Origin of the sequence: Variovorax sp. efr-133-TYG-130, from assembly GCF_030208835.1 — a bacterium.
Lineage (GTDB): Bacteria > Pseudomonadota > Gammaproteobacteria > Burkholderiales > Burkholderiaceae_C > Variovorax.
The window spans coordinates 76112-97911 of record NZ_JARVTD010000003.1; the positions used below are offsets into that span (position 1 = coordinate 76112).

Genomic DNA, 21800 nt, shown 5'->3' on the forward strand with positions numbered 1-21800 from the left:
GGGTCAGGCCGCGAGCGCTTCGAGCTGGTCCGACAGGGCCAGCCAGCGCTCCTCGAGGCGGCCGATTTCGTCGTTCAGTGCCTTCAGCCGCTTGCCGGCTTCGGCAATCTCGGCGGAAGGCAGCGGCTGGCTCATGCGAGCCTCGAGCGCGGCGCGCTCGGTGCCGGCGGCGGCCAGGCGTTCGTCGATCTGGGCGATCTCGCGCTTGATCGGCTTGGCCTGGTCGCTGCGCTGCTGGCGCTCCTGGGCGTCCTGCTTGCGCTGCTGCGGCGCGGCGGGCGCGGCCACCGGTGCGGCGGCTGCGGCGGCCGCCGCCGAGACGGCCTCGCGCGTGGCGACCTTGGCTTCTTCGCGCAGGCGCTTGGCTTCGTCGAGCAGGTAGCGCTGGTAGTCGTCCAGGTCGCCGTCGAAGTCGCCGACCACGCCGCGGCCGACCAGCCAGAACTCGTCGCACACCGAGCGCAGCAGCGCGCGGTCATGGCTCACCAGCATCAGCGTGCCCTCGAACTCGTTCAGCGCCACGGCCAGGGCCTCGCGGGTGGCCAGGTCCAGGTGGTTGGTGGGTTCGTCCAGCAGCAGCAGGTTGGGGCGCTGCCACACCATCATCGCGAGTACGAGGCGGGCTTTTTCGCCGCCGCTCATGGTGCCCACGGGCTGCTTGACCATGTCGCCGCTGAAGTTGAAGCTGCCCAGGAAGCCGCGCAGGGCCTGCTCGCCGGTGGCTTCCTTGGCATTGCTGCCGAGCTCGCGCGCCATGCGCACCATGTGCTCGAGCGGGGTGTCCTGCGGGCGCAGCACGTCGAGTTCCTGCTGCGCGAAGTAGCCGATGTTCAGGCCCTTGCCCTCGGTCACCTGGCCGGCCAGCGCGCCCATTTCGCGCGCGATGGTCTTCACCAGCGTCGACTTGCCCTGGCCGTTGGCGCCCAGGATGCCGATGCGCTGCCCGGCCAGCACCGAGCGGCTCACGCCGCGCAGGATGGTCTTGGGCTCTTCGTTCTCGATCTCATAGCCGAAGCTCGCGTTGGTGATCGACAGCATCGGGTTGGGAATGTTGCCGGGCTCCTTGAACTCGAAGGTGAAGTCGGCTTCGGCCAGCAGCGGCGCCACGCGCTCCATGCGCTCCAGCGCCTTGACCCGGCTCTGCGCCTGCTTGGCCTTGCTGGCCTTGGCCTTGAAGCGGTCGATGAACTTCTGCAGGTGGGCGATCTTGTCCTGCTGCTTCACGAAGGCCTGCTGCTGCTGCTCCATCTGCAGCGCGCGCATGTCCTCGAACTTGCTGTAGTTGCCGCCGTAGCGCGTGAGCTGGGCGTTGGCGATGTGCAGGGTGACGTCGGTCACGGCGTCGAGGAACTCGCGGTCGTGGCTGATGACGATCATGGTGCCGGGGTACTTCTGCAGCCAGGCTTCGAGCCACACGAGGGCGTCCAGGTCCAGGTGATTGGTGGGTTCGTCGAGCAGCAGCAGGTCGCTCGGGCACATCAGCGCGCGGGCCAGCTGCAGGCGCATGCGCCAGCCGCCCGAGAAGCTGTTGACCGGCTCGTCGACCTCGTGCGCCTTGAAGCCCAGGCCCAGGATCAGCGCCTGCGCGCGCGGCACGGCGTCGTGCTCGCCGGCGTCGGCCAGGTCGGTGTAGGCGTGGGCCAGCTGCATGCCGATGTCGGCGTCGTCGGGGTTCTCGGCGTAGGCGGCCTCGATGGTGGCGAGCGCCTCGCGCAGCTCGGTGAGGCGGGTGTCGCCGCCGACCACGAAGTCGGTGGCCGACTCGTCCGTCTCGGGCATGTTCTGCGCCACCTGGGCCATGCGCCATTGCTTGGGCACGTAAAAGTCGCCGCCGTCTTCGTGCAGCGTGCCGTTGAGCAGGGCGAACAGGGTCGACTTGCCGGCGCCGTTGCGACCCACCAGGCCGACCTTTTCACCGGGGTTGAGGGTGACGGTGGCGCCGTCGAGCAGGACCTTGGCGCTGCGGCGAAGAATGACGTTTTTGAGAGTGATCATGAAAAAGGAACCGTAGGGGCGATTATCCCGCCCGGCCCCTCCGGCTCGGCGAAAAGGGGCTTGGGCGCGGGGGAATCGCCCGGTAAAGGGGGATTCGCAGCCAGTTGCTGCGAGAAAGCGGCTGAAAGGGGGGCGTGGACTGGCGCAGCTAACGCACGCCGGCACCGGCCCTCATGGCGCGGTGAGCGACGCCAGGGCCGCGCGGGTCACGAGCAGCACCTGGTCTTCGCCCGCGGAGGTTTCGAGCCACACCACCTCGAGCTGCGGAAACGCCGCCTCGAAGTAGTCGCGCTCGTTGCCGATTTCCAGCACCAGCACCGCCTGCTCGCTCATGCGCGAAGGCGCGTCGGCGAACAGCTGGCGTACGAAATCCATGCCGTCGGCGCCGCCGGCCAGGGCCAGTTCGGGCTCGGCGCGGTATTCGGCGGGCAGCGCGGCCATGCTCGCGCTGTTGACGTAGGGCGGGTTGCAGAGCACCAGGTCGTAGGGTCCGGGCAGGTTCTTCAAGCCGTCCGACTCGATCAGCGTGATGCGCGCATCCAGCTGGTGGCGGGTGACGTTGATGGCCGCCACCTCCAGCGCCGGGGTCGACAGGTCGGCCGCGTCCACGCTCACGTCCGGATAGGTGAGGGCGGCCAGCACCGCCAGGCTGCCGTTGCCGGTGCACAGGTCGAGCACGCGCCGGGTGTGTTCGCCCAGCCAGTAGTCGATGCTGCCGTCGGCAATCAGCTCGGCGATGAAGCTGCGCGGCACGATGGCGCGCTCGTCCACGTAGAAGGGCACGCCCTGCAGCCACGCTTCTTTCGTGAGGTAGGCGGCGGGCTTGCGGCTGGCGATGCGCTCGTCGATCAGCGCGGCCACCTTGGCGGCGTCGGCGGGCGACACGGGTTTGTCGGCCACGGCGTCGATGTCGTCCAGCGGCAGCTTCAGCCGCCACAGCACCAGCCAGGCGGCTTCGTCGAAGGCGTTGGCGGTGCCGTGGCCGAAAGCCACGCCGGCGGCTTCGAGCTGTCCGGCGGCCGATTCGATGAGCTCGATGACGGTGCTCATGCGGCAAGGGCGGCAAGCGCAGCATCGAGCTGCTTCAGCGTGCGCACGTAGATGTTCTTCAGCGTTTCGATCTCGGCCAAGTCGATGTGCTCGTCGATCTTGTGGATGCTGGCGTTCACCGGGCCGAGTTCGACCACCTGCCTGCAGATCTTGGCGATGAAGCGCGCGTCGCTGGTGCCGCCGCTGGTCGACAGCTCGGTCTCGATGCCGGTCTCGTCGCGGATGGCGCCCTGCACGGCCGTGACGAGTTCGCCCGGCGTGGTCAGGAAGGGCAGGCCGCCGATGGTCCAGGCCAGCGTGCAGTCGACCTGGTGCGCGTCGAGCACGGCTTGCACGCGCTGCTGCAGCGACTCGGGCGTGGATTCGGTCGAGAAGCGGAAGTTGAAGTCGATCACCGCGCTGCCCGGGATCACGTTGCTCGCGCCGGTGCCTGCGTGGAAATTGCTGATCTGCCAGCTGGTCGGCTGGAAGTAGGGATTGCTCGCGGCGTCCCAGCCGCCGGCGGCGTTGATGGCCACCAGCTCGGCCAGCGCGGGCGCCACGGCGTGCACCGGGTTCTTCGCCAGGTGCGGGTAGGCGATGTGGCCCTGCACGCCCTTGACCGTGAGCTTGCCGCTCATGGTGCCGCGGCGGCCGTTCTTGATCATGTCGCCGCAGCGCTCCACGGCCGTGGGCTCGCCGACGATGCAGTAGTCGATGACCTCGCCGCGCGCGGCCAGCGCATTGCAGACGACGACCGTGCCGTCGACGCCGGGGCCTTCCTCATCGCTGGTGAGCAGCAGGGCCAGGGTGAGCCGGGGCTGCGGCACGGCCTGCAGGAATTCTTCGATCGAGGTGACGAATGCGGCCACCGAGGTCTTCATGTCGCAGGCGCCGCGGCCGTAGAGCTTGCCGTCGCGGTGCGTGGGCGTGAACGGGTGGCTGGTCCATTGCTCGACGGGGCCGGTGGGCACCACGTCGGTGTGGCCGGCGAACACCAGCGTCTTTGTAGCGGCGGCAGCGTTGGCCGGGCGGCGCACGGCCCAGAGGTTGGTCACGCGGAAGTCCGCCGGGCCGCTCTCGATGGTCTCCAGCGTGAAGCCCAGTTGCGCCAGCCGTTCGCCGAGGATCTGCTGGCAGCCCGCGTCGTCGGGAGTGACCGAGGGACGCGAGATGAGTTGTTCGGCGAGCTGGAGGGTGCGGGACATGTCGGAGGGCGGAGGGAGGGGCGCTGAAACTAGAAGCGGACGTCGAGCGTGATGTCCGTGAAGGTGGGTTCGTCGACCTGGTCGGTCAGGCTGCGGTCGTCGGCCGCCGCCTTGGGCGCGGCGCGGTTCTGCAGGCGCCACAGCAGGTTGGTGGGCGAGTCGGCCTGGGCCAGGCCTTCTTCGCGGGTCACGCGCTCTTCGGTGATGAGGCGGGCGATGTCTTCCTCGAAGGTCTGCGACCCCTCGGCCATCGACTTCTCCATGGCTTCCTTGACGCCGGAGAAGTCGCCTTTTTCGATGAGTTCGGCCACCAGCGCGGTGTTGAGCATGACCTCGACCGCGGGCACCCGGCTGCCGGCCTGGGTGCGCAGCAGGCGCTGCGAGATCACGGCGCGCAGCGCGCCGCCCAGGTCGCCCAGCAGCGTGGCGCGCACCTCGACGGGGTAGAAGCCCAGGATGCGGTTGAGCGCGCGGTAGCTGTTGCTGGCGTGCAGCGTGGCCACGCACAGGTGGCCCGACTGCGCGTAGGCGATGGCGGCCGTCATGGTCTCGCGGTCGCGGATTTCACCGATCTGGATCACGTCGGGCGCCTGGCGCAGCGCGTTCTTCAGCGCGACATGCAGCGAGGCGGTGTCGCTGCCCACGTCGCGCTGGTTCACCACCGACTTCTTGTTGGTGAAGGTGAACTCGATCGGCTCTTCGACCGTGATGATGTGGCCGCTGGCGTTCTCGTTGCGGTAGTCCAGCATCGAGGCCAGCGTGGTGGTCTTGCCCGCGCCCGTGGCGCCCACCATCAGGATCAGCCCGCGGCGTTCCATGATGAGCGTCTTCAGGATGTCGGGCAGGTTCAGGTCGGCAAAGCGCGGAATGGTGTGGCTGATGTAGCGCACCACCACCGCATAGGAGCCGCGCTGGCGCATGGCGCTGATGCGGTAGTTGCCGGTGCCCTCGAGGGCCAGCGCCATGTTGAGCTCGCCGGTGCTCTCCAGTTCCTGGATGCGCTCGGGGGGCGCCACCTCGGACAGCAGCGCCAGCGGCGCCGTGGGCGGCAGCACCTGCGCGTTGATGGGCACGCAGTTGCCGTTGATGCGGATCAGCACCGGGGAGTGGGCCGACAGATAGATGTCGGAGGCCCTGCGCTCGGCCATCAGGCGAAGGATTCGCTCCATCATGTTCATCGGTCTCTCTCCTCGGGTGCTGTTGTTCTCTCAGGCGGAAAGGCGCTCGCTCCGGGGGAGCGGTCAGTCTCGCAGCAGGTCGTTCAGGCTGGTCTTGGAGCGCGTCTGCGCGTCGACCGTCTTGACGATGATCGCGGCGTAGGTGCTGTAGTCCTGGCCCGACTTGGTCTTCTTGGGCAGGTTGCCGCTGATGACCACGCTGCCGCTCGGCACGCGGCCGTAGGAGATTTCGCCGGTGTCGCGGTTGAAGATGGGGGTGCTCTGGCCGATGTACACGCCCATGCCGAGCACCGAGTTCTCTTCGACGATCACGCCTTCGACCACTTCGGAGCGCGCGCCGATGAAGCAGTTGTCCTCGATGATGGTCGGGTTGGCCTGCAGAGGCTCGAGCACGCCGCCCAGGCCCACGCCGCCCGACAGGTGCACGTTGGCACCGACCTGCGCGCAGGAACCCACGGTGGCCCAGGTGTCGACCATGGAGCCCTCGCCCACGTAGGCGCCGATGTTCACGTACGAGGGCATCAGGATCGCGCCCTTGGCGATGTAGCTGCCGCGGCGGGCCACGGCCGGCGGCACGATGCGCACGCCCGATTCCTTCAGCTCGCTGGCCGACAGGTGCGAGAACTTGGTCGGCACCTTGTCGTAGAAGCCGAGCGAGCCGGCCTGGATCTGCTCGTTGTCCTTCAGGCGGAACGACAGCAGCACGGCCTTCTTGATCCACTGGTGCACGGTCCACTGGCCCACGCCTTCGCGGGTGGCCACGCGCAGCTTGCCGTTGTTGAGTTCGGTGATGACGTGATCGACGGCGTCGCGCACTTCGGCCGACGACGCGGAGGGCGAGATGTTGGCGCGGTCTTCCCACGCGGCGTCGATGATTTGTTGCAGTTGCTGGGTCATGGAGAAGGTCTCGTGTGAAAAATGGGAGCCGGGGCGCGGTTCAGCGGGGGCCGGCCGTGTTGTCGTTGCAGAAGCGGACGATGCGCTCGGCGGCCTCGACGCACTCGGCCGTCTCGGCCACCAGCGCCATGCGGATGCGGCCCCGGCCGGGGTTGGCGCTGTGGCTGGTGTCGCGCGCCAGATAGCTGCCCGGCAGAACCGTGACATTGTATTGAGCGTAGAGCGCACGGGCGAAGGCTTCGTCGTCGCCAGCCCACACCTGGGGCACGCCGGCCCAGAGGTAGAAACTGGCGTCGGGCAGCCGCACGTCGAGCACCGGTTCGAGCAGCGGCGTGACGGCCGCGAACTTGGCGCGGTACATGGCGCGGTTCTCGACCACGTGGGCCTCGTCGCCCCACGCGGCGATGCTGGCCGCCGCCACGGTGCCGCTCATGGCGCTGCCATGGTAGGTGCGGTAGAGCAGGAACTTCTTGATGATGGCCGCGTCGCCGGCCACGAAGCCGCTGCGCAGGCCGGGCACGTTGCTGCGCTTGGAAAGCGAGGTCAGCGCGATCAGGTTCCTGAAGTCGGGCCGGCCCAGCTTCACCGAGGCCTCCAGGCCGCTGAGCGGCGGCTCGTCGCGGAAGTAGATCTCGCTGTAGCACTCGTCGGCCGCGATCACGAAGCCGTGGCGGTCCGACAGGGCGAAGAGCTTCTTCCATTCGTCGAGCGACATCACCGCGCCGGTCGGGTTGCCCGGCGAGCACACGAACACCAACTGCGTGCGTGCCCAGACGGCTTCGGGCACGCTGTCCCAGTCGACCGCGAAATTGCGCGCGGGAATGCTCGGCGCGTAGTACGGCTCGGCGCCCGAGAGCAGGGCCGCGCCCTCGTAGATCTGATAGAACGGATTGGGCGAGATCACCACCGGCTGCGGCGACACGGTGGCGTCGATCACGGTCTGGGCCAGCGAGAACAGCGCCTCGCGCGAGCCGTTGACCGGCAGCACCTGGGTGGCCGGGTCGAGCGCCAGGCTGTAGCGGGTCTGGAGCCAGTCGGTGAAGGCGGTGCGCAGCTTCAGGTCGCCGGCGGTGGCCGGGTAGGCGGCCAGCGCGCCCAGGCTGTTGCTCAGCGCCTCCTTGATGAACGCCGGCGTGGCGTGCTTGGGTTCGCCGATTCCCAGGCTGATGGCGGGGAATTCGGGGTTGGGCGTGACGCCCGCGAACAGTTGCTTCAGCCGCTCGAAGGGATAGGGCTGCAACCTGGAGAGCAAGGGATTCATGGCCCGGATTATCGGCGACAGCCCGGGCCGCCGATGGCGGCCGGCAGGGCTTCAGCAGAGCGGGTGGTTGAACTGGCCGATCATGTTGGCGAAGTTCTGGTTGTAGCGGTTGGCCGAGTTGACGATGCTGGAGCTGCGCATGTGCGCCGGCAGCCGGGCCATCGCACCGCTTTCCTTGCGCTTGAACACGCCGTCCTTGATGTCCTTGGCCATCGAGCGCGACTGGCCGATGAACTCGTTGATCTTCAGCATGCCGCCGTCGCAGACCTTGCCGCTCTTGGCCGACTGCTCGCCCATCTTACGGCTCCAGCCCTCGGCCGACTGGGCCACCAGCGCCAGCGAGGCCTCGAAGGCAGCCAGCGCCTTGGGGTCGTTGGGCGATTCGAACAACGCGTTGGCGTCGGCGTGGTTGAGCTTGCCGTGGTAGATGAGCCCGGCGCGGTAGTAGGCGGCGGTGTCTTTCGGAGCCTTCTCGAAGGCCTCCTTGGTCAGCGCCCGGTCTCGGGCGCTCAGGCCGTCGTCGAACGCGGCCTCGGCCTTCGCGACGGTGGTGAGCGCGGCCAGGTAGTCGGTGTTCATCTGGCGGGCCTTGTCGCCGTTGTCGGCAAGGTAGCCCTTGGAGTTGGCATAGTTGTTGAGCTCGCGGCTCAGCGGCGAAAGCACCTTGAGCGCGGCGGAAAACGCCTTGGCCGATTCATCGATCTCGGGCATCGGGGCGCCGATGGCCGCGGCGGTGTCGAGCTTTTTCGCCGAGCGGTCGATCAGGATGTCGTTCTGGATGCGCAGGCTGGTCAGCGGCGCCTTGGCCTGCAGCAGCGGCACCTGTTGCGCGATGTATTCCTCGCGCGCCTGCTGGAAGGAGGTGCGCAGGTTGTTCGATACGTCGACGTAGATGTTGTATTTCTCGATCTGCTGCTGCTCGGTGTCGGCGGGCGCGGCTTTGGCCTGCGGGGCCGCGCCTGTCTTGTCGGCCGGTGCCGTCTTGTCGCCGCAGCCGGCCAGCAGTGCCGATGCCGCGAGGAGCGGGGCGCCCAGGGCAGTTTTCCAGTTCCAGTGATTCATTCTTTCTTCTCCTCCGTTAAAAAGAAACGCGCAGACATGCCTGGCCGGCAGGGCCGGCCAGGCGGGAACATTGGGGGGGCGGCAGGGGCGCTCAGGCCGCGCTGCGCCGGTAGAAGGCCAGCGAGCCGGCCAGCGCCAGCAGCATGCCGCCGCAGGCGCGGTCGATCCAGCGGGTGGCCGACACGGTCAGAAGCCGGATCGCGCGGGCGCCGACGAAGGCATAGGCCAGCATCACGGCCATGTCCAGGCCCGCGAATATCAGCGCAATGATCAAGTACTGCGGTGCCTGCGCAGCCGAAGGATCGATGAACTGCGGCAACAGCGCCGAGCAGAAGATGTAGCCCTTCGGGTTGGTCACCGCCACCAGGAAGGACTTGAAGAAGATCCGGCGGCTTTCGCCCGCCGTCACCGACGCGGCGGCATCGGCCGCCGGCAGCTGCAAGCCGCCCTTGGAGCGCAGCATGCGCAGGCCCAGCCATGCCAGGTACACCGCGCCGACCCACTTCAGCATCGAGAACCAGAACTCCGACGCTGCCAGCAGCGCACCCAGCCCGAGCGCCACGGCGCCCACCAGCACGAAGTCGGAAAGCACCGCGCCGAGCATGCCCGGCAGCGCGCGCCGCACGCCGTGCCGCGATCCGTTGCTCAGCGCCAGCAGCACCGTGGGGCCGGGCGTGGCGATGGCGGCGAAGGCCACGATGGCGAACAGCAGGGCGGTGGCGAGCGTCATCGTGGGTCTCCTTCGTGTCAGATCTTCTTGACCAGAACCTGGCTCTTGCGGTCCCAGTTGTACTTGCGCTTGCGGGCCTCGGGCAGCCAGTCGGGGTTGACCTGCTGGAAGCCGCGCTTGAGGAACCAGTGCATGGTGCGCGTGGTGAGCACGAAGATGCTGTCCAGGCCCATGGCCTTGGCGCGGTGCTCGATGCGCTTGAGGATGCGTTCGCCGTCGCCCTGCGACTGCGTATGCGGCGACACCGTGAGCGCGGCCATCTCGGCGGTGCGCTCCTCGGGGTAGGGGTAGAGCGCCGCGCAGCCGAAGATCACGCCGTCGTGCTCGATCACCGTGTAGTGGCCCACGTCGCGCTCGATCTCGTTGCGGTCGCGCTTGACCAGCGTGCCGTCGCGCTCGAAGGGCTCGATAAGCTGCAGGATGCCGCCGATGTCGTCCACCGTGGCCTCGCGCAGGCTTTCGAGCTTCTCGTCGATCACCATGGTGCCGACGCCGTCGTGCACGTAGACCTCGAGCAGCAGCGAGCCGTCGAGCGCGAACGGCAGGATGTGGTTGCGCTCCACGCCGGCCTTGCAGGCCTTCACGCAGTGCTGCAGGTAGAAGGCCGTGTCCGTCGGCTTCTGCGGCGGCGGCAGCGAGGCGAGCAGCTTTTCGGCGGCGTCCAGCGGCAGTTCGGTGTCGATGGGGTTGTCTTCGCTTTCGGGCAGCTCGCTGTCCATGCGGATGCCCGGGATCTCCGTCAGGAAGATCAGCTTGTCGGCCTGCAGCGAGATGGCCACGCTGGTGGCGACTTCTTCCATCGTCAGGTTGAAGGCCTCGCCGGTCGGCGAGAAGCCGAAGGGCGACATGAGCACCATCGCGCCGAAATCGAGCGTGCGGCGGATGCCCGCCGCGTCCACCTTGCGCACCAGGCCCGAATGCTTGAAGTCGACGCCGTCGACCACGCCCACGGGGCGCGCGGTGATGAAGTTGCCGGAGATCACGCGCACCGTCGAGCCGGCCATCGGCGTGTTCGGCAGGCCCTGGCTGAAGGCGGCCTCGATCTCGTAGCGCAACTGGCCGGCGGCTTCCTGGGCGGAGTCGAGCGCCACCTCGTCGGTGATGCGGATGCCGTGCGAGTACTTTGCCTCGTGGCCCTTGGCCGCGAGCTGCTCGTTGACCTGCGGGCGGAAGCCGTGCACCAGCACGATCTTGACGCCCATGCTCTGGATCAGCGCGAGGTCTTGCGCGATGTTCTGCAGCTTGCCCGCCGCGATCGCCTCACCCGCCAGCCCGACCACGAAAGTCTTACCGCGATGCGTGTGGATGTAGGGCGCGACCGAGCGGAACCAGGGCACGAAGGTGAAATTGAAGACGGTGGACATGGGGCGTGATTGTGCATTCATGAAAAGGCGTTTGCCTGACCTGGCCGAAGTCGGGCGGCCACGCCCCGCTCGCACCGATAATCGACGGTTTGCCCGCCGCGCCGGTTCCGACGACTGTTTCCCCTTGACGACCTCGACACCCCTTCGCATCGAATTCCCCGAATCGCTTCCTGTCTCGGGCAGGCGCGACGAGATCATGGCCGCCATCTCGGCGCACCAGGTCGTGATCGTGTGCGGTGAAACCGGCTCGGGCAAGACCACGCAGCTGCCCAAGATCGCGCTCGTCCTGGGGCGCGGCAAGCTCAACGCCGAGCCCGGCAAGGGCCGGCTGATCGGCCACACGCAGCCGCGGCGCATTGCCGCCAGCTCGGTGGCCAAGCGCATCGCGGAAGAACTGAAGACGCCGCTGGGCGACGTGGTTGGCTTCAAGGTGCGCTTCCAGGACCGCCTGTCGCGCGATGCCTCGGTCAAGCTCATGACCGACGGCATCTTGCTGGCCGAGACGCAGACCGATCCGCTGCTGAAGGCCTACGACACGCTCATCATCGACGAGGCGCACGAGCGCTCGCTGAACATCGACTTCCTGCTGGGCTATCTGCGCGAGATTCTTCCGCGCCGGCCCGATCTGAAGGTGATCGTCACCTCGGCCACCATCGACGCCGACCGCTTCGCGCAGCATTTCGCCTCGGCCAAGGGGCCGGCGCCGACCATCATGGTGTCGGGCCGCACCTTCCCGGTGGAGCAGCGCTACCGCCCGTTCGAGGAGTCGCGCGAGCACGACCTGAACGACGCCATCGCCGATGCGGTCGACGAGCTCTGGCGCGACCCGCACAACGCGGGCGACATCCTGGTGTTCCTGCCCGGCGAGCGTGAAATCCGCGAGGCCACCGACCACCTGCGCCGCCACGTCAGCCACCAGCCGCTGTTCCGCAGCGCCGAGGTTCTGCCGCTGTTCGCGCGGCTGTCGGGCCCCGAGCAGGACCGCATCTTCGAAAGCCACAACGGGCGGCGCATCGTGCTGGCCACCAACGTGGCCGAGACCTCGCTCACGGTGCCGGGCATCCGCTACGTGATCGACACCGGCACCGCGCGCGTCAAGCGCTACAGCTTCCGCAGCAAGGTCGAGCAGCTGCTGGTCGAGCCGATCAGCCAGGCCGCGGCCAACCAGCGCGCGGGGCGCTGCGGGCGGGTGGCGAACGGCATCTGCATCCGCCTGTACGACGAGAAAGACTTCGAAGGCCGCCCGCGCTTCACCGATCCGGAAATCCTGCGTTCGTCGCTGGCTGGCGTCATCCTGCGGATGAAGTCGCTGCGGCTGGGCGACGTGGCGCGTTTTCCGTTCCTCGAGGCGCCGTCGCCGCGCGCGATTGCCGACGGCTACCAGCTGCTGAACGAGCTTGGCGCGGTCGACGACGCCAACGAACTCACGCACACCGGCGCCGAGCTGTCGCGGCTGCCGCTCGACCCGCGCGTGGGCCGCATGATCCTGGAAGCCCGCGCGCGGGGTGCGCTTGAAGAAGTGCTGATCATCGCCTCGGCCCTCAGCGTGCAGGACGTGCGCGACCGCCCGATGGACGCGCAGCAGCAGGCCGATCAGGCGCACTCGAAATTCGACGACGAGAAAAGCGAATTCAGCGGCTACCTGCGGCTGTGGAAGTGGATCGCCGACGCGCGCGGCGGCCACGGCGACACCCACAAGCTCAGCAACCGCCAATACGAGCAGCTGTTGCGCCAGAACTTCATCAACATCCGCCGTGTGCGCGAGTGGCGCGACATCCACTCGCAGCTGCTCACGGTGGTCACCGAGCACAAGTGGCGCCTCAACGCCGAGCCCGCGGGCTACGAGCCGCTGCATCTGTCGATGCTCGCCGGCCTGCTGGGCAACGTGGGCTGGAAGCTCGAGGACGATGAGGCGTACCTGGGCGCGCGCGGCATCAAGTTCTACAAGCACCCTGGCGCGCACCTGAAGAAGAAGCCGGGCCGCTGGATCGTGGCGGCCGAACTGGTCGAGACCACGCGGCTCTTCGGGCGCGGCATCGCCAACATCGAACCGCAGTGGCTTGAACAGGTGGCGGGCCACCTGCTGAAGAAGCAGCTGCTCGACCCGCACTGGGAGAAGAAGGGCGCGCAGGTCTCGGCGCTGGAGCGCGCCACGCTGTACGGCCTGGTGGTCTACAGCGGGCGGCGCGTCGACTTCACCAAGGTCGATCCGGTCGCGGCGCGCGAAATATTCATCCGCGAGGCGCTGGTGGGCGGGCAGTGGGAAAGCAAGTTCCCTTTCCTCACGGCCAACCGCAAGCTGGTGCGCGAGGTCGAGGGACTGGAGCACAAGTCGCGCCGGCAGGACGTGCTGGTCGACGACGAGCTGATCTTCGCCTTCTACGACGCGCAGCTGCCCGCCGACGTGGCAAGCGGCATCACCTTCGAGAACTGGTATCGCCACGCCTCCAGGGAGCAGCCGCGCCTGCTTTACCTGACGCGCGACGAGCTGATGCGCCACCAGGCCGCCGGCATCACGACCCAGTCGTTCCCGCCGACGCTGCGCCTGGGCGGCGTGGATTGCGCCGCGAGCTACCTGCACGAGCCGGGCGACGCGAAGGACGGCCTCACGGTCAGCGTGCCGCTGTTCGTGCTCAACCAGGTGAGCGAAGAGCGCTGCGAGTGGCTGGTGACGGGCATGCTCAAGGACAAGATCCAGGCGCTGCTCAAGAGCCTGCCGCAGCGCCCGCGTTCGAGGCTGGTGCCTTTGCCCGAGTCGGCCGGCAAGCTGGCGGAAGAGTTGTCGACGCCGGAGCTGTTCGGCACCGGCTCGCTGACCGACGTGCTGCTCAAGCGCGTGCGGGACATGACCAGCATCGACGTCAAGCGCGCCGACTTCAAGCTCGACATGCTGCCGCCGCATCTGTTCATGAACCTGCGCGTGATCGACGAGCACGGGCGGCAGTTGGGCATGGGGCGCAATCTTGGTGCGCTGAAGGCCGAACTCGGTGCGCAGGCGCGCGGCGCGTTCCAGGCGCTGGCGGGGCTGAACGTGAAGGCGTCGCCGGACAGGAAGGAAGCAACCTCGCCGGAACAGGGCTCCAGGGCCCCAGCCAAGGCTGCCAGCGCACCCGCCGCCGCCGCGTTGCCGGCCGGCCAGCGCTACACGGGCTGGACCTTCGGCGAACTGCCCGAACTGATGGAAGTGCGGCGCGGCTCGCAGTCGCTGATCGGCTTCCCGGCGCTGCGCGACGAAGGGGACGCCGTGACCATCGAGGTGTTCGACGAGCCGGCCGTGGCCGCCGCCAAGCACCGCGCCGGCCTGCGCCGCCTGTTCGCTCTGCAGCTGAAAGACGCGCTCAAGTACCTCGAGAAGAACATCCCCGATCTTCAGAAGATGTCGGTGGCGTACATGCCGCTGGGCACGTCGGAGGAGCTGCGCACCCAGATCATCGACGTGGCGATCGACCGTGCCTTCCTGCAGGAACCGCTGCCGACCGACGAATTCGCGTTCAGGAAGCGGCTCGACGAGGGCCGTGGCCGGCTCACGCTGATCGCGAACGAAGTGGCGCGGCTGGCCTCGGCCATCCTCGTCGAATACGCCGCCGCGGCGCGCAAGATCAAAGACACGAAGATCCAGCCCGACGCGGTGCAGGACGCCGCGCAGCAGCTGCAGCGGCTGGTCGGCAAGCGCTTCATCGCCGATGCGCCGTGGACGCAGTTGCAGCACTTCGCGCGCTACCTCAAGGCCATCGTGCTGCGGCTCGACAAGCTGCGCGCCGACCCCGCGCGGGACGCCGCGAAGCTCGCCGAACTCAAGCCGCAAGACCAGCGCTACTGGCGTCTGGTGGCCGAGCGCAAGGGCGTGGTGGACGATCGCATGCTCGAATTCCGCTGGCTGCTGGAGGAACTGCGCGTGAGCTTCTTCGCCCAGGAACTGCGCACGCCGCAGCCGGTGAGCGTGAAGCGGCTGGACAAGGCCTGGGCGCAGCTGCAGGCCTGAGCGCCGAGGGGCGCCGCGGCGGACGAAAAAAAGCCCGCGGATGCGGGCTTTTTCTTCTTGGGCCGGCCGTGCCTATATGCGTCCCATGAGCACGAGGATGACGACGATCAGCACGATCAGGCCTACGCCGCCGCTGGGACCGTAGCCCCAGGACCGGCTGTAGCCCCAGCTCGGCAGCGCGCCAATCAGTATCAGGATCAGGACGATCAGCAGAATGAACGAGAGCGACATGTTTTCTCCAGGGCGTTGTTGTGATGAGCCTTCATGCTCACCCCGCCATGTCGCGCGGGGCGCCGGATAGCCGCCCCTTCGGTGGTCAGCCAACGTCCTACCGCTGGCGTCGGCGCTCTGCAGGCGTCAGAGTCGCGCGAGCCGCTCCAGTGCCGAGAGCAGCGTCTCGTCCTTCTTGGCGAAGCAGAAGCGCACCACGCGCTGGTCGAAGCCGTTGCCGTAGAACGCCGACAGCGGGATCGCCGCCACGCCGATCTCGCTCGTGAGCCAGAGGCAGAAGTCGGCCTCCGAAAGCTCGCTCACCGCCGAGATGTCGACGCACTGGAAGTAGCTGCCCTCGCTGCGCAGCAGCCTGAAGCGGGTTTTCTCGGCCAGGCCGGCGGCGAACAGGTCGCGCTTGCGCTGGTAGAAGGCGGGCAGCTCGAGGTAGGGCGCGGGCTCGGCCATGTAGCGCGCGAGCGCATGCTGCATCGGCGTGTTCACGGTGAACACGTTGAACTGGTGCACCTTGCGGAACTCGGCCATCAGCGGCGCGGGCGCCGCCACGAAGCCGACCTTCCAGCCGGTGACGTGGTAGGTCTTGCCGAAGCTGCTGACGATGAAGCTGCGCGCCGCCAGGCCCGGGAAGCGCGCCACGCTCTCGTGGCGCGCGCCGTCGAACACCATGTGCTCGTAGACCTCGTCGCTGATCACGAACACGTCGGTGGGCGCGAGCAGTTCCTCGAGCTTGCGCATCTCGGCCTCGGTCCAGACCGTGGCGCTCGGGTTGTGCGGCGTGTTGATGATGATGGCGCGCGTGCGCGGCGTGAGCGCGGCGGCGATCTTGTCGAAGTCCGGGCGGAAGGTGCCGGGGATGAGCGGCACGCGCACCACGCTGCCGCCGGCCAGCTCGATGTTGGGTACGTAGCTGTCGTAGCAGGGCTCCAGCACGATCACCTCGTCGCCCGGGCGCACCACGGCCAGGATGGCCGTGATGATGGCCTGCGTGGCACCGGCGGTGACGGTGATCTCCGTGGCCGCGCTGTAGCCGTGGCCGTAGAGGGCAGAGATCTTGGCGGCGATGGCCTCGCGCAGCGCCGGAATGCCCGGCATCGGCGGGTACTGGTTGTGGCCGGCGGCCATGGCCGCCGTCACGTCCTCGAGCAGCTTCGGGTCGCAGTTGAAATCCGGAAAGCCCTGGCCGAGGTTGACCGCGTTCTTCTCGGCCGCCAGCGTCGACATGACCGTGAAGATGGTGGTGCCGACGGAGGGCAGCTTGGTGCCCACTTCGGGCGTGCGCGGGGCGTGAACTGTGCTCATAGCTCGTAATCTTGTTGGTGGCCGCTTAGGGCTTTGGCTATCAGGTTGCGGTCGAGGCGGTCGGAGAGCAGCTCGGCGAACTTGAAGACGAAGTTGCGCAGGTAGGCGCTGCGCTTGAAGGCGACGCGGGCAATATTCTGGCCGAACACATGGCCCATGGGGCGCACCACGAGGTCGGCGTTCGACTCGTCCCGCACCGCCATCTCGGCCACGATGCCCACGCCCAGGCCGAGGCGCACGTAGGTCTTGATCACGTCGGAGTCGATGGCTTCGAGCGCGATGCGCGGCGTGAGCTTCTTCTGCGCGAAGGCGTGGTCGATGCGCGTGCGGCCGGTGAACGACGGGTGGTAGGTGATGATCGGCTCGCTGGCCAGGTCTTCGAGCGAGATGCGCTCCTTGGCCGCGAGCGGATGGTCCTTGGGCAGCACCAGCACGTGCTGCCATTCGTAGCAGGGCAGCGTCACCAGTTCGGCGTAGCCGTCGAGCGATTCGGTGGCGATGCCGATTTCCGCGATCTCGTCGATCACCATGCGCGCCACCTGGTCGGGCGAGCCCTGGTGCAGGCTCACGTTGACCTTCGGGTAGGCCTCGCGCAGGTTGGCCACGGGCACCGGCAGCACGTAGCGCGCCTGAGTGTGGGTGGTGGCGATGGAAAGGGTGCCGCTGTCCTGCGCGCTGAACTGCTCGCCGATGCGCTTGAGGTTGCCCACCTCGCGCATGATGAGCTCGATGCTGGCAATGACATGCTGGCCCGGCTCGGTCACGCGCTTGAGCCGCTTGCCGTGGCGCGCGAAGATTTCAACGCCCAGTTCTTCCTCGAGCTCGATGATGGCCTTGGAGACACCGGGCTGCGAGGTGTGGAGCGCCTTGGCCGCTTCGGTGAGGTTCAGGTTGCGCCGCACGGCTTCCTGAACAAACTTGAACTGATGCAGATTCATATCAAATTCCGTCTTATTGCGGAATTCATTATGCCTTCGGAATCTATCGAAATTGCCGGAATTCAGCTTTTGATAGCAATTTTGGCCAGCAGGTCGACCAGTTCAGGCTCTTCGCCCACGATCCGGGCCAACGAGATGTCGATGGCGGGCCAGCGCTGGCGCAGCGCTTCGACCTGCAGCGGCAGGTCTTCGCGGGCATGCTTGCCCATGCCCAGGAACAGCGGAACGAGCCGGATGGCCGTGGCGCCGGCAGTCACCAGGGCTGCCACCGCGGTGGGGAGATCGGGCGCGGCCAGCTCCATGTAGGCGCAGGCCACCAGCGCGTCCGGCGTGCGGCTGGTCACGCGCGCGGCCACGGCCTCGATGGGTTCGCGCCAGCGCTCGTCACGTGAGCCGTGCGCCAGCAGCACGATGCCCTGGACCTGCCTTCCTCGTGCCTGCGCCGTCATCGCCGAAGCACCAGCCAGCTGAATGCCGTCAACGACATCACGGAATAGATCAGCCCCGGCGCCGCCGCCGTGAGCCACGGAGACCAGTTGCCAAGGTTGCCCAGGTAGCCGAACACGTTGTTCAGCAGGAAGAAGCTGATGCCGATCATCACGCCGCCGAACACGTAGGTCGTGATGCCGGCCTGGCGGAAGTGCAGGTAGGCGAAGGGCAGGGCGAGCACCACCATCACCAGGCACGACAGCGGATAGAACACCTTGCGCCAGAACTCGATCTCGTAGCGCTGGGCGGTCTGGCCGTTGGCGTCGAGGTGGCGGATGTAGTCGAACAGGTCGATCGTGCTCATGCGGTCGGGGCGCAGGAGGGCGACCGACACCATTTCGGCGGTCAGCGAGGTCGGCCAGTTCAGCTCGGGGAGCTTGGTGCTGACGATGTGGGCCTGGTCGGCCGAGCCCTGCGTGTCGTACTTCTGCTGGTCGACGTCGGAGAGGATCCAGTGGCCGTCGTCGCTGATGCGGGCGGAGGCCGCGAGCGTCTGCGTCTTGATGTAGCCCTTGTCGTCGAACTCGAAGATGCGCGGGCTCTTGAGCGCGCCGCCGCGGTCGATGGCCAGCACGTTCACCGCGTACGAGACATCGCCGCGCTTTTCCTTGAGCCACGCGCCGGTGTTGCCCGCCAGCGAATAGGTGCCCTGGTAGCGCGCCTTGAGCAGTTGCCCGGTGCGCTCCGAGTTCGGCGCCACGTAGTCGCCGACCGCGAAGGTCAGCACCACGAAGCTCAGGCCCAGCAGCAGCAGGGTGCGCAGCGCGCGCCAGGGGCCCAGGCCGCTGGTGCGCAGGATGGTGTATTCCGAGCTCTGCGCGAGCCGCGCCATCACGAAGATGGAGCCGATCAGCACGGTGATGGGCAGCAGCTCGTACAGGTGGCTCGGGATCAGCAGGGCGACGTAGATCAGCGCCTGCAAGGGCCCGTAGTTCAGGCTGTCCGGCTTGCCGATGGACTGAAGTTCATCGACGAAGTCGAAGAAGAAAAAGAGGCTCAGGAAGCCGAGCGTCACGAACGCGACGGACTTCAGTACCTCCACATAGATCAGGCGTCTTATCGTTTTCACGCGGTGGGTTCGATCTTGGGTGTGGTCGCGGGCGCGGCGGCGCCGGCCTTCCTGGCGCGGCGGCCCCAGTTGTTCTGGCGCGCGCTCAACCACGCGAGGTTGATGAGGAGCACGCCGCCGTGCAGCACGAGCATGAAGCCGCCCATGCTGAAGCGGCCCGAGCTGATCCAGCTCTGGCCCAGGTTGAGCATGTTGTAGTAGATGACGAAGGCGAACAGCGCGAGCAGCAGGTTGCCGCTGCGCCCGACACGCGGATTGGCGCTCGAGACGTTCAGCGCCAGCAGCACGAAGTTGATGGCGGTCAGCAGCATGCCGATGCGCCAGGCGAGTTCGCCCCGGCTCATGTCGCTCGGGTCGGTCAGCAGCGACAGCGTGGTGCGGGCGCGCGAGGGCGTGGCGTCGTTCGTGAGCCCGTCGCTGCCGCCGGCGCGGGTGCCGTACGTCTTGAATTCGCTGATCTTCAGGCCGGTGTTGGCCATCGGCTGTTCCAGGCGCTGCCCGTTGTTGAGCAGCAGGTAGCGGGAATCGCCGATGTTCTCGATGCTGCCGCTGCGCGCCGAGGTGGTGATCTGCATGTTGCGCTCGACCGACCAGATGAAGACGTTGGTGGCCTTGGAGTTGTCCGGCGTTTCCTTGTCGATGAAGAACACCCGCACCCGGCCCGCGGATTCGCGGAATTCACCGGGCGCCACGCGCTCGATGTCGCTGCGCTGCTCGTACTGCTTGCGCATGCCGATGGTCTGCGAGTTGGCCCACGGCCAGCCGACCAGCGCCATCACCGCGATCAGGATCAGCACCGGCCAGGCGAAGCGGAACAGCGGCTGCACGAAGTCCATGAGGCCGCGGCCGCTGGAGAACCAGATCACCATTTCGCTGTCGCGGTACATGCGCGAGAGCGTGCCGACGATGGCGATGAACAGGCTCAGGCTCAGGATGGTCGGCATGTAGCCGAGCACCGTGTAGGCCATGACCAGGAACACCTCCTGCGGGTTCACACTGCCCTTGGACGCGAGCCCGAGGGTACGGATGAGCATCATGGTCATCACGATGGTGACCAGAACCACGAGGGTCGCTCCGAAGCTGCGGGACAGCTCCTTGCGTAGGGAAGAATGGAATAACATCGTTCGAGGAAAAAAAGGATTATGGACTTTCAACTCAAGACCCTCACCGTCGCCCAGGCTGCAGCCGAGAAATCCGATGTCCTGATCGTGCTCGTCGGCAGCGCTCCCCTCGCCACCAAAGACCCGCTTTCCGTGCTGGCAGCCAGTGCCCGCAAGGCCGGAGACCTGCCCGACAAGGCGGGAAAACTGCTCACGCTTTACCGTCCGGACGACGTCGTGGCGGCCCGCGTGGTGCTCGCGGCCATCGGCGACGGCAAGCCCGGCTCGGTGCGCAGCGGCGTCGCTGCGGCGGTGAATGCGGCCAAGGCCCATGCGCCCAAGCGGGTGGTCCTGGTGTTCGCGCAGCCCGCGGACGGTGCGGCGGTGGCTTGCGCCGTCACGGCGGCGGCCGACGCCAGCTATGTCTACACCACCACCAAGTCGAAGGCCGAGCCGCGCAGCATCCGGCAACTGACGGTCGGCGTGAATGACGCAACGGCTGTTACCGGCGCTTTCAACGATGCCCGTGCCACCGTGCTGGGCATCGAGCTGGCCAAGGAGTGGGGCAACCGCCCCGCCAACCACGCCACGCCCACGCTGCTGGGCGAGGCCGCCAAGGACCTGGCCAAGCTGCCGAAGATCAAGTGCGAGGTGCTGGGCCCGAAGGAAGTCGAGAAGCTCGGAATGGGCTCGTTCATGGCCGTGGCGCAGGGCTCGGCCGAGCCGCTGCGCTTCATCGTGCTGCGCTACCAGGGCGGCCCCAAGGACCAGGCCCCCGTGGTGCTGGTGGGCAAGGGCATCACCTTCGACACCGGCGGCGTCTCGCTCAAGCCGGCGGCCGAAATGGACGAGATGAAGTTCGACATGTGCGGTGCCGCGAGCGTGCTGGGCACCTTCCGCGCGCTCGGCGACATCCAGCCCGCGATCAACGTCGTCGGCCTGATCCCGTCTTGCGAGAACATGAACGACGGCCGCTCGGTCAAGCCGGGCGACGTGGTCACCAGCATGAGCGGCCAGACCATCGAGGTGCTCAACACCGACGCCGAGGGCCGCCTGATCCTGTGCGACGCGCTCACCTATGCCAAGCGCTTCGATCCCGCCGCGGTGATCGACATCGCCACGCTGACAGGCGCCTGCGTGGTGGCGCTGGGCGGCGTGCGCAGCGGCCTGTTCTCCAGCGACGAAGCGCTGGCCGCCGCGCTCGAAACCGCCGGCGAAGCTTCGCAGGACCGCTGCTGGCGCCTGCCGCTCGACGACGACTACGCCGAGGGCCTCAAGAGCAACTTCGCCGACGTGGCCAACATCGCGGGGCGTGCCGGCGGTGCCATCACCGCGGCCAAGTTCCTGCAGCGCTTTGCCGGCGACTTCGCCTGGGCCCACCTCGACATCGCGGGCACGGCCTGGAAGAGCGGGGCGGCCAAGGGTTCGACCGGACGGCCGGTGGGGCTGCTGGTGTCGTACCTCACGAGCCGTGCCGCCGCTAACGCGCAGGCCAAGGCGCCGGCCAGGAAGGCCCGGTCCGCCAAGTGACGGAAATCGGCTTCCACTACAACGCGCCCGACAAGCTGAACTACGCCTGCCGGCTGGTTCGCAAGGCCGTCAATGCGCGCGGCCTGCGCGTCGTGGTGGTGGGTGACGCGCGCGCGCTCGACGTGGTGGATGCCGCGCTCTGGCAGCTCTCGCCGGTCGACTTCGTCGCGCATTGCCGCGGTGACGCGCCGGCCCACGTGCTGGCGCGCACGCCCGTCGTTCTTTCTTCCGACGGCGCCGACGTGGCGACGTTGCCGCACCGCGAGATGCTGGTGAACCTCGGGCTCGAGGTGCCGGCCGGCTTCGAGCGCTATGAGCGCCTCATCGACATCGTGAGCGACGAAGGCAACGACCGCCAGGTCGGCCGCTCGCGCTGGCGCCACTACGCCGACCGCGGCTACGCCATCCAGCCGCACGACTTCGCAAAGAGTTCCTGAC

18 protein-coding genes are annotated in these 21800 nt (G+C 67.6%); 3 read left to right on the forward strand and 15 right to left on the reverse strand.

The window, feature by feature from the left end; genetic code table 11:
- Positions 1-3: 3 nt before the first annotated feature.
- The 9 genes from QRN67_RS02465 to argA all read right to left on the reverse strand — a co-directional run bounded on the left by QRN67_RS02465 (position 4) and on the right by argA (position 10724).
- Positions 4-1995, reverse strand: a complete 1992-nt coding sequence (locus QRN67_RS02465) for an ABC-F family ATP-binding cassette domain-containing protein (protein WP_106934630.1) — start codon at positions 1993-1995, stop codon at positions 4-6.
- Positions 1996-2166: 171 nt separating this feature from the next.
- Positions 2167-3045: a 50S ribosomal protein L3 N(5)-glutamine methyltransferase gene (prmB, locus tag QRN67_RS02470; protein WP_285410249.1), complete on the reverse strand. Its 879-nt coding sequence runs from the start codon at positions 3043-3045 to the stop codon at positions 2167-2169.
- Positions 3042-4232 carry a succinyl-diaminopimelate desuccinylase gene (dapE, locus tag QRN67_RS02475; RefSeq protein WP_285410250.1) on the reverse strand — a complete coding sequence of 397 codons (1191 nt, stop codon included), beginning with the start codon at positions 4230-4232 and terminating at the stop codon, positions 3042-3044. Before dapE ends, prmB begins: the two co-directional genes overlap by 4 nt.
- Before the next feature lie 29 nt (positions 4233-4261).
- Complete coding sequence (locus QRN67_RS02480) at positions 4262-5410, reverse strand: PilT/PilU family type 4a pilus ATPase (protein WP_285410251.1); 1149 nt, start codon at positions 5408-5410, stop codon at positions 4262-4264.
- Between the two features lie 63 nt (positions 5411-5473).
- Entirely contained in the window at positions 5474-6307 is an 834-nt protein-coding gene (gene dapD / locus QRN67_RS02485; protein WP_081270524.1) for a 2,3,4,5-tetrahydropyridine-2,6-dicarboxylate N-succinyltransferase, read from the reverse strand.
- A 40-nt stretch (positions 6308-6347) separates the two neighbouring features.
- Positions 6348-7568, reverse strand: coding sequence for a succinyldiaminopimelate transaminase (dapC, locus tag QRN67_RS02490; RefSeq protein ID WP_285410252.1), 1221 nt, complete (start codon positions 7566-7568; stop codon positions 6348-6350).
- Positions 7569-7619: 51 nt separating this feature from the next.
- Entirely contained in the window at positions 7620-8630 is a 1011-nt protein-coding gene (locus QRN67_RS02495) for a DUF3829 domain-containing protein (protein ID WP_285410253.1), read from the reverse strand.
- Positions 8631-8721: 91 nt separating this feature from the next.
- Positions 8722-9360: a LysE family translocator gene (locus QRN67_RS02500; RefSeq protein ID WP_285410254.1), complete on the reverse strand. Its 639-nt coding sequence runs from the start codon at positions 9358-9360 to the stop codon at positions 8722-8724.
- 17 nt (positions 9361-9377) lie between these two features.
- Entirely contained in the window at positions 9378-10724 is a 1347-nt protein-coding gene (gene argA / locus QRN67_RS02505) for an amino-acid N-acetyltransferase (RefSeq protein WP_081270528.1), read from the reverse strand.
- Here argA and hrpA point away from each other — a divergent pair.
- Positions 10723-14706, forward strand: a complete 3984-nt coding sequence (gene hrpA / locus QRN67_RS02510; RefSeq protein WP_503010873.1) for an ATP-dependent RNA helicase HrpA — start codon at positions 10723-10725, stop codon at positions 14704-14706. The genes argA and hrpA overlap by 2 nt on opposite strands.
- Before the next feature lie 72 nt (positions 14707-14778).
- Here hrpA and QRN67_RS02515 read toward each other — a convergent pair whose 3' ends face one another.
- From QRN67_RS02515 to lptF, 6 genes are all read right to left on the reverse strand, one after another.
- Positions 14779-14937 (reverse strand): DUF3309 family protein, encoded by a 159-nt coding sequence (locus tag QRN67_RS02515; protein ID WP_013541242.1) that lies wholly within the window; start codon positions 14935-14937, stop codon positions 14779-14781.
- A gap of 126 nt (positions 14938-15063) precedes the next feature.
- Positions 15064-16236 (reverse strand): pyridoxal phosphate-dependent aminotransferase, encoded by a 1173-nt coding sequence (locus QRN67_RS02520; protein ID WP_285410258.1) that lies wholly within the window; start codon positions 16234-16236, stop codon positions 15064-15066.
- Entirely contained in the window at positions 16233-17174 is a 942-nt protein-coding gene (locus QRN67_RS02525) for a CysB family HTH-type transcriptional regulator (protein WP_007832298.1), read from the reverse strand. The genes QRN67_RS02520 and QRN67_RS02525 overlap by 4 nt, the downstream gene beginning before the upstream one ends.
- Positions 17175-17236: 62 nt before the next feature.
- Positions 17237-17623, reverse strand: coding sequence for a sirohydrochlorin chelatase (locus QRN67_RS02530; protein WP_285410262.1), 387 nt, complete (start codon positions 17621-17623; stop codon positions 17237-17239).
- The gene (gene lptG, locus QRN67_RS02535; protein WP_081270532.1) at positions 17620-18732 is read right to left on the reverse strand and encodes an LPS export ABC transporter permease LptG; all 1113 of its coding nucleotides are present in this window, start codon (positions 18730-18732) and stop codon (positions 17620-17622) included. Before lptG ends, QRN67_RS02530 begins: the two co-directional genes overlap by 4 nt.
- Positions 18729-19853, reverse strand: a complete 1125-nt coding sequence (gene lptF / locus QRN67_RS02540) for an LPS export ABC transporter permease LptF (RefSeq protein ID WP_106934620.1) — start codon at positions 19851-19853, stop codon at positions 18729-18731. Before lptF ends, lptG begins: the two co-directional genes overlap by 4 nt.
- A 21-nt stretch (positions 19854-19874) precedes the next feature.
- On the opposite strand from lptF, the gene QRN67_RS02545 reads away from it, so the two are divergent.
- Together QRN67_RS02545 and QRN67_RS02550 are read left to right on the forward strand one after the other, a co-directional pair.
- On the forward strand, positions 19875-21362 hold the full coding sequence (locus QRN67_RS02545; RefSeq protein WP_285410264.1) for a leucyl aminopeptidase: 1488 nt from the start codon (positions 19875-19877) through the stop codon (positions 21360-21362).
- The gene (locus QRN67_RS02550) at positions 21359-21799 is read left to right on the forward strand and encodes a DNA polymerase III subunit chi (protein ID WP_081270535.1); all 441 of its coding nucleotides are present in this window, start codon (positions 21359-21361) and stop codon (positions 21797-21799) included. The genes QRN67_RS02545 and QRN67_RS02550 overlap by 4 nt, the downstream gene beginning before the upstream one ends.
- The last annotated feature ends 1 nt before the right edge of the window (position 21800 follow it).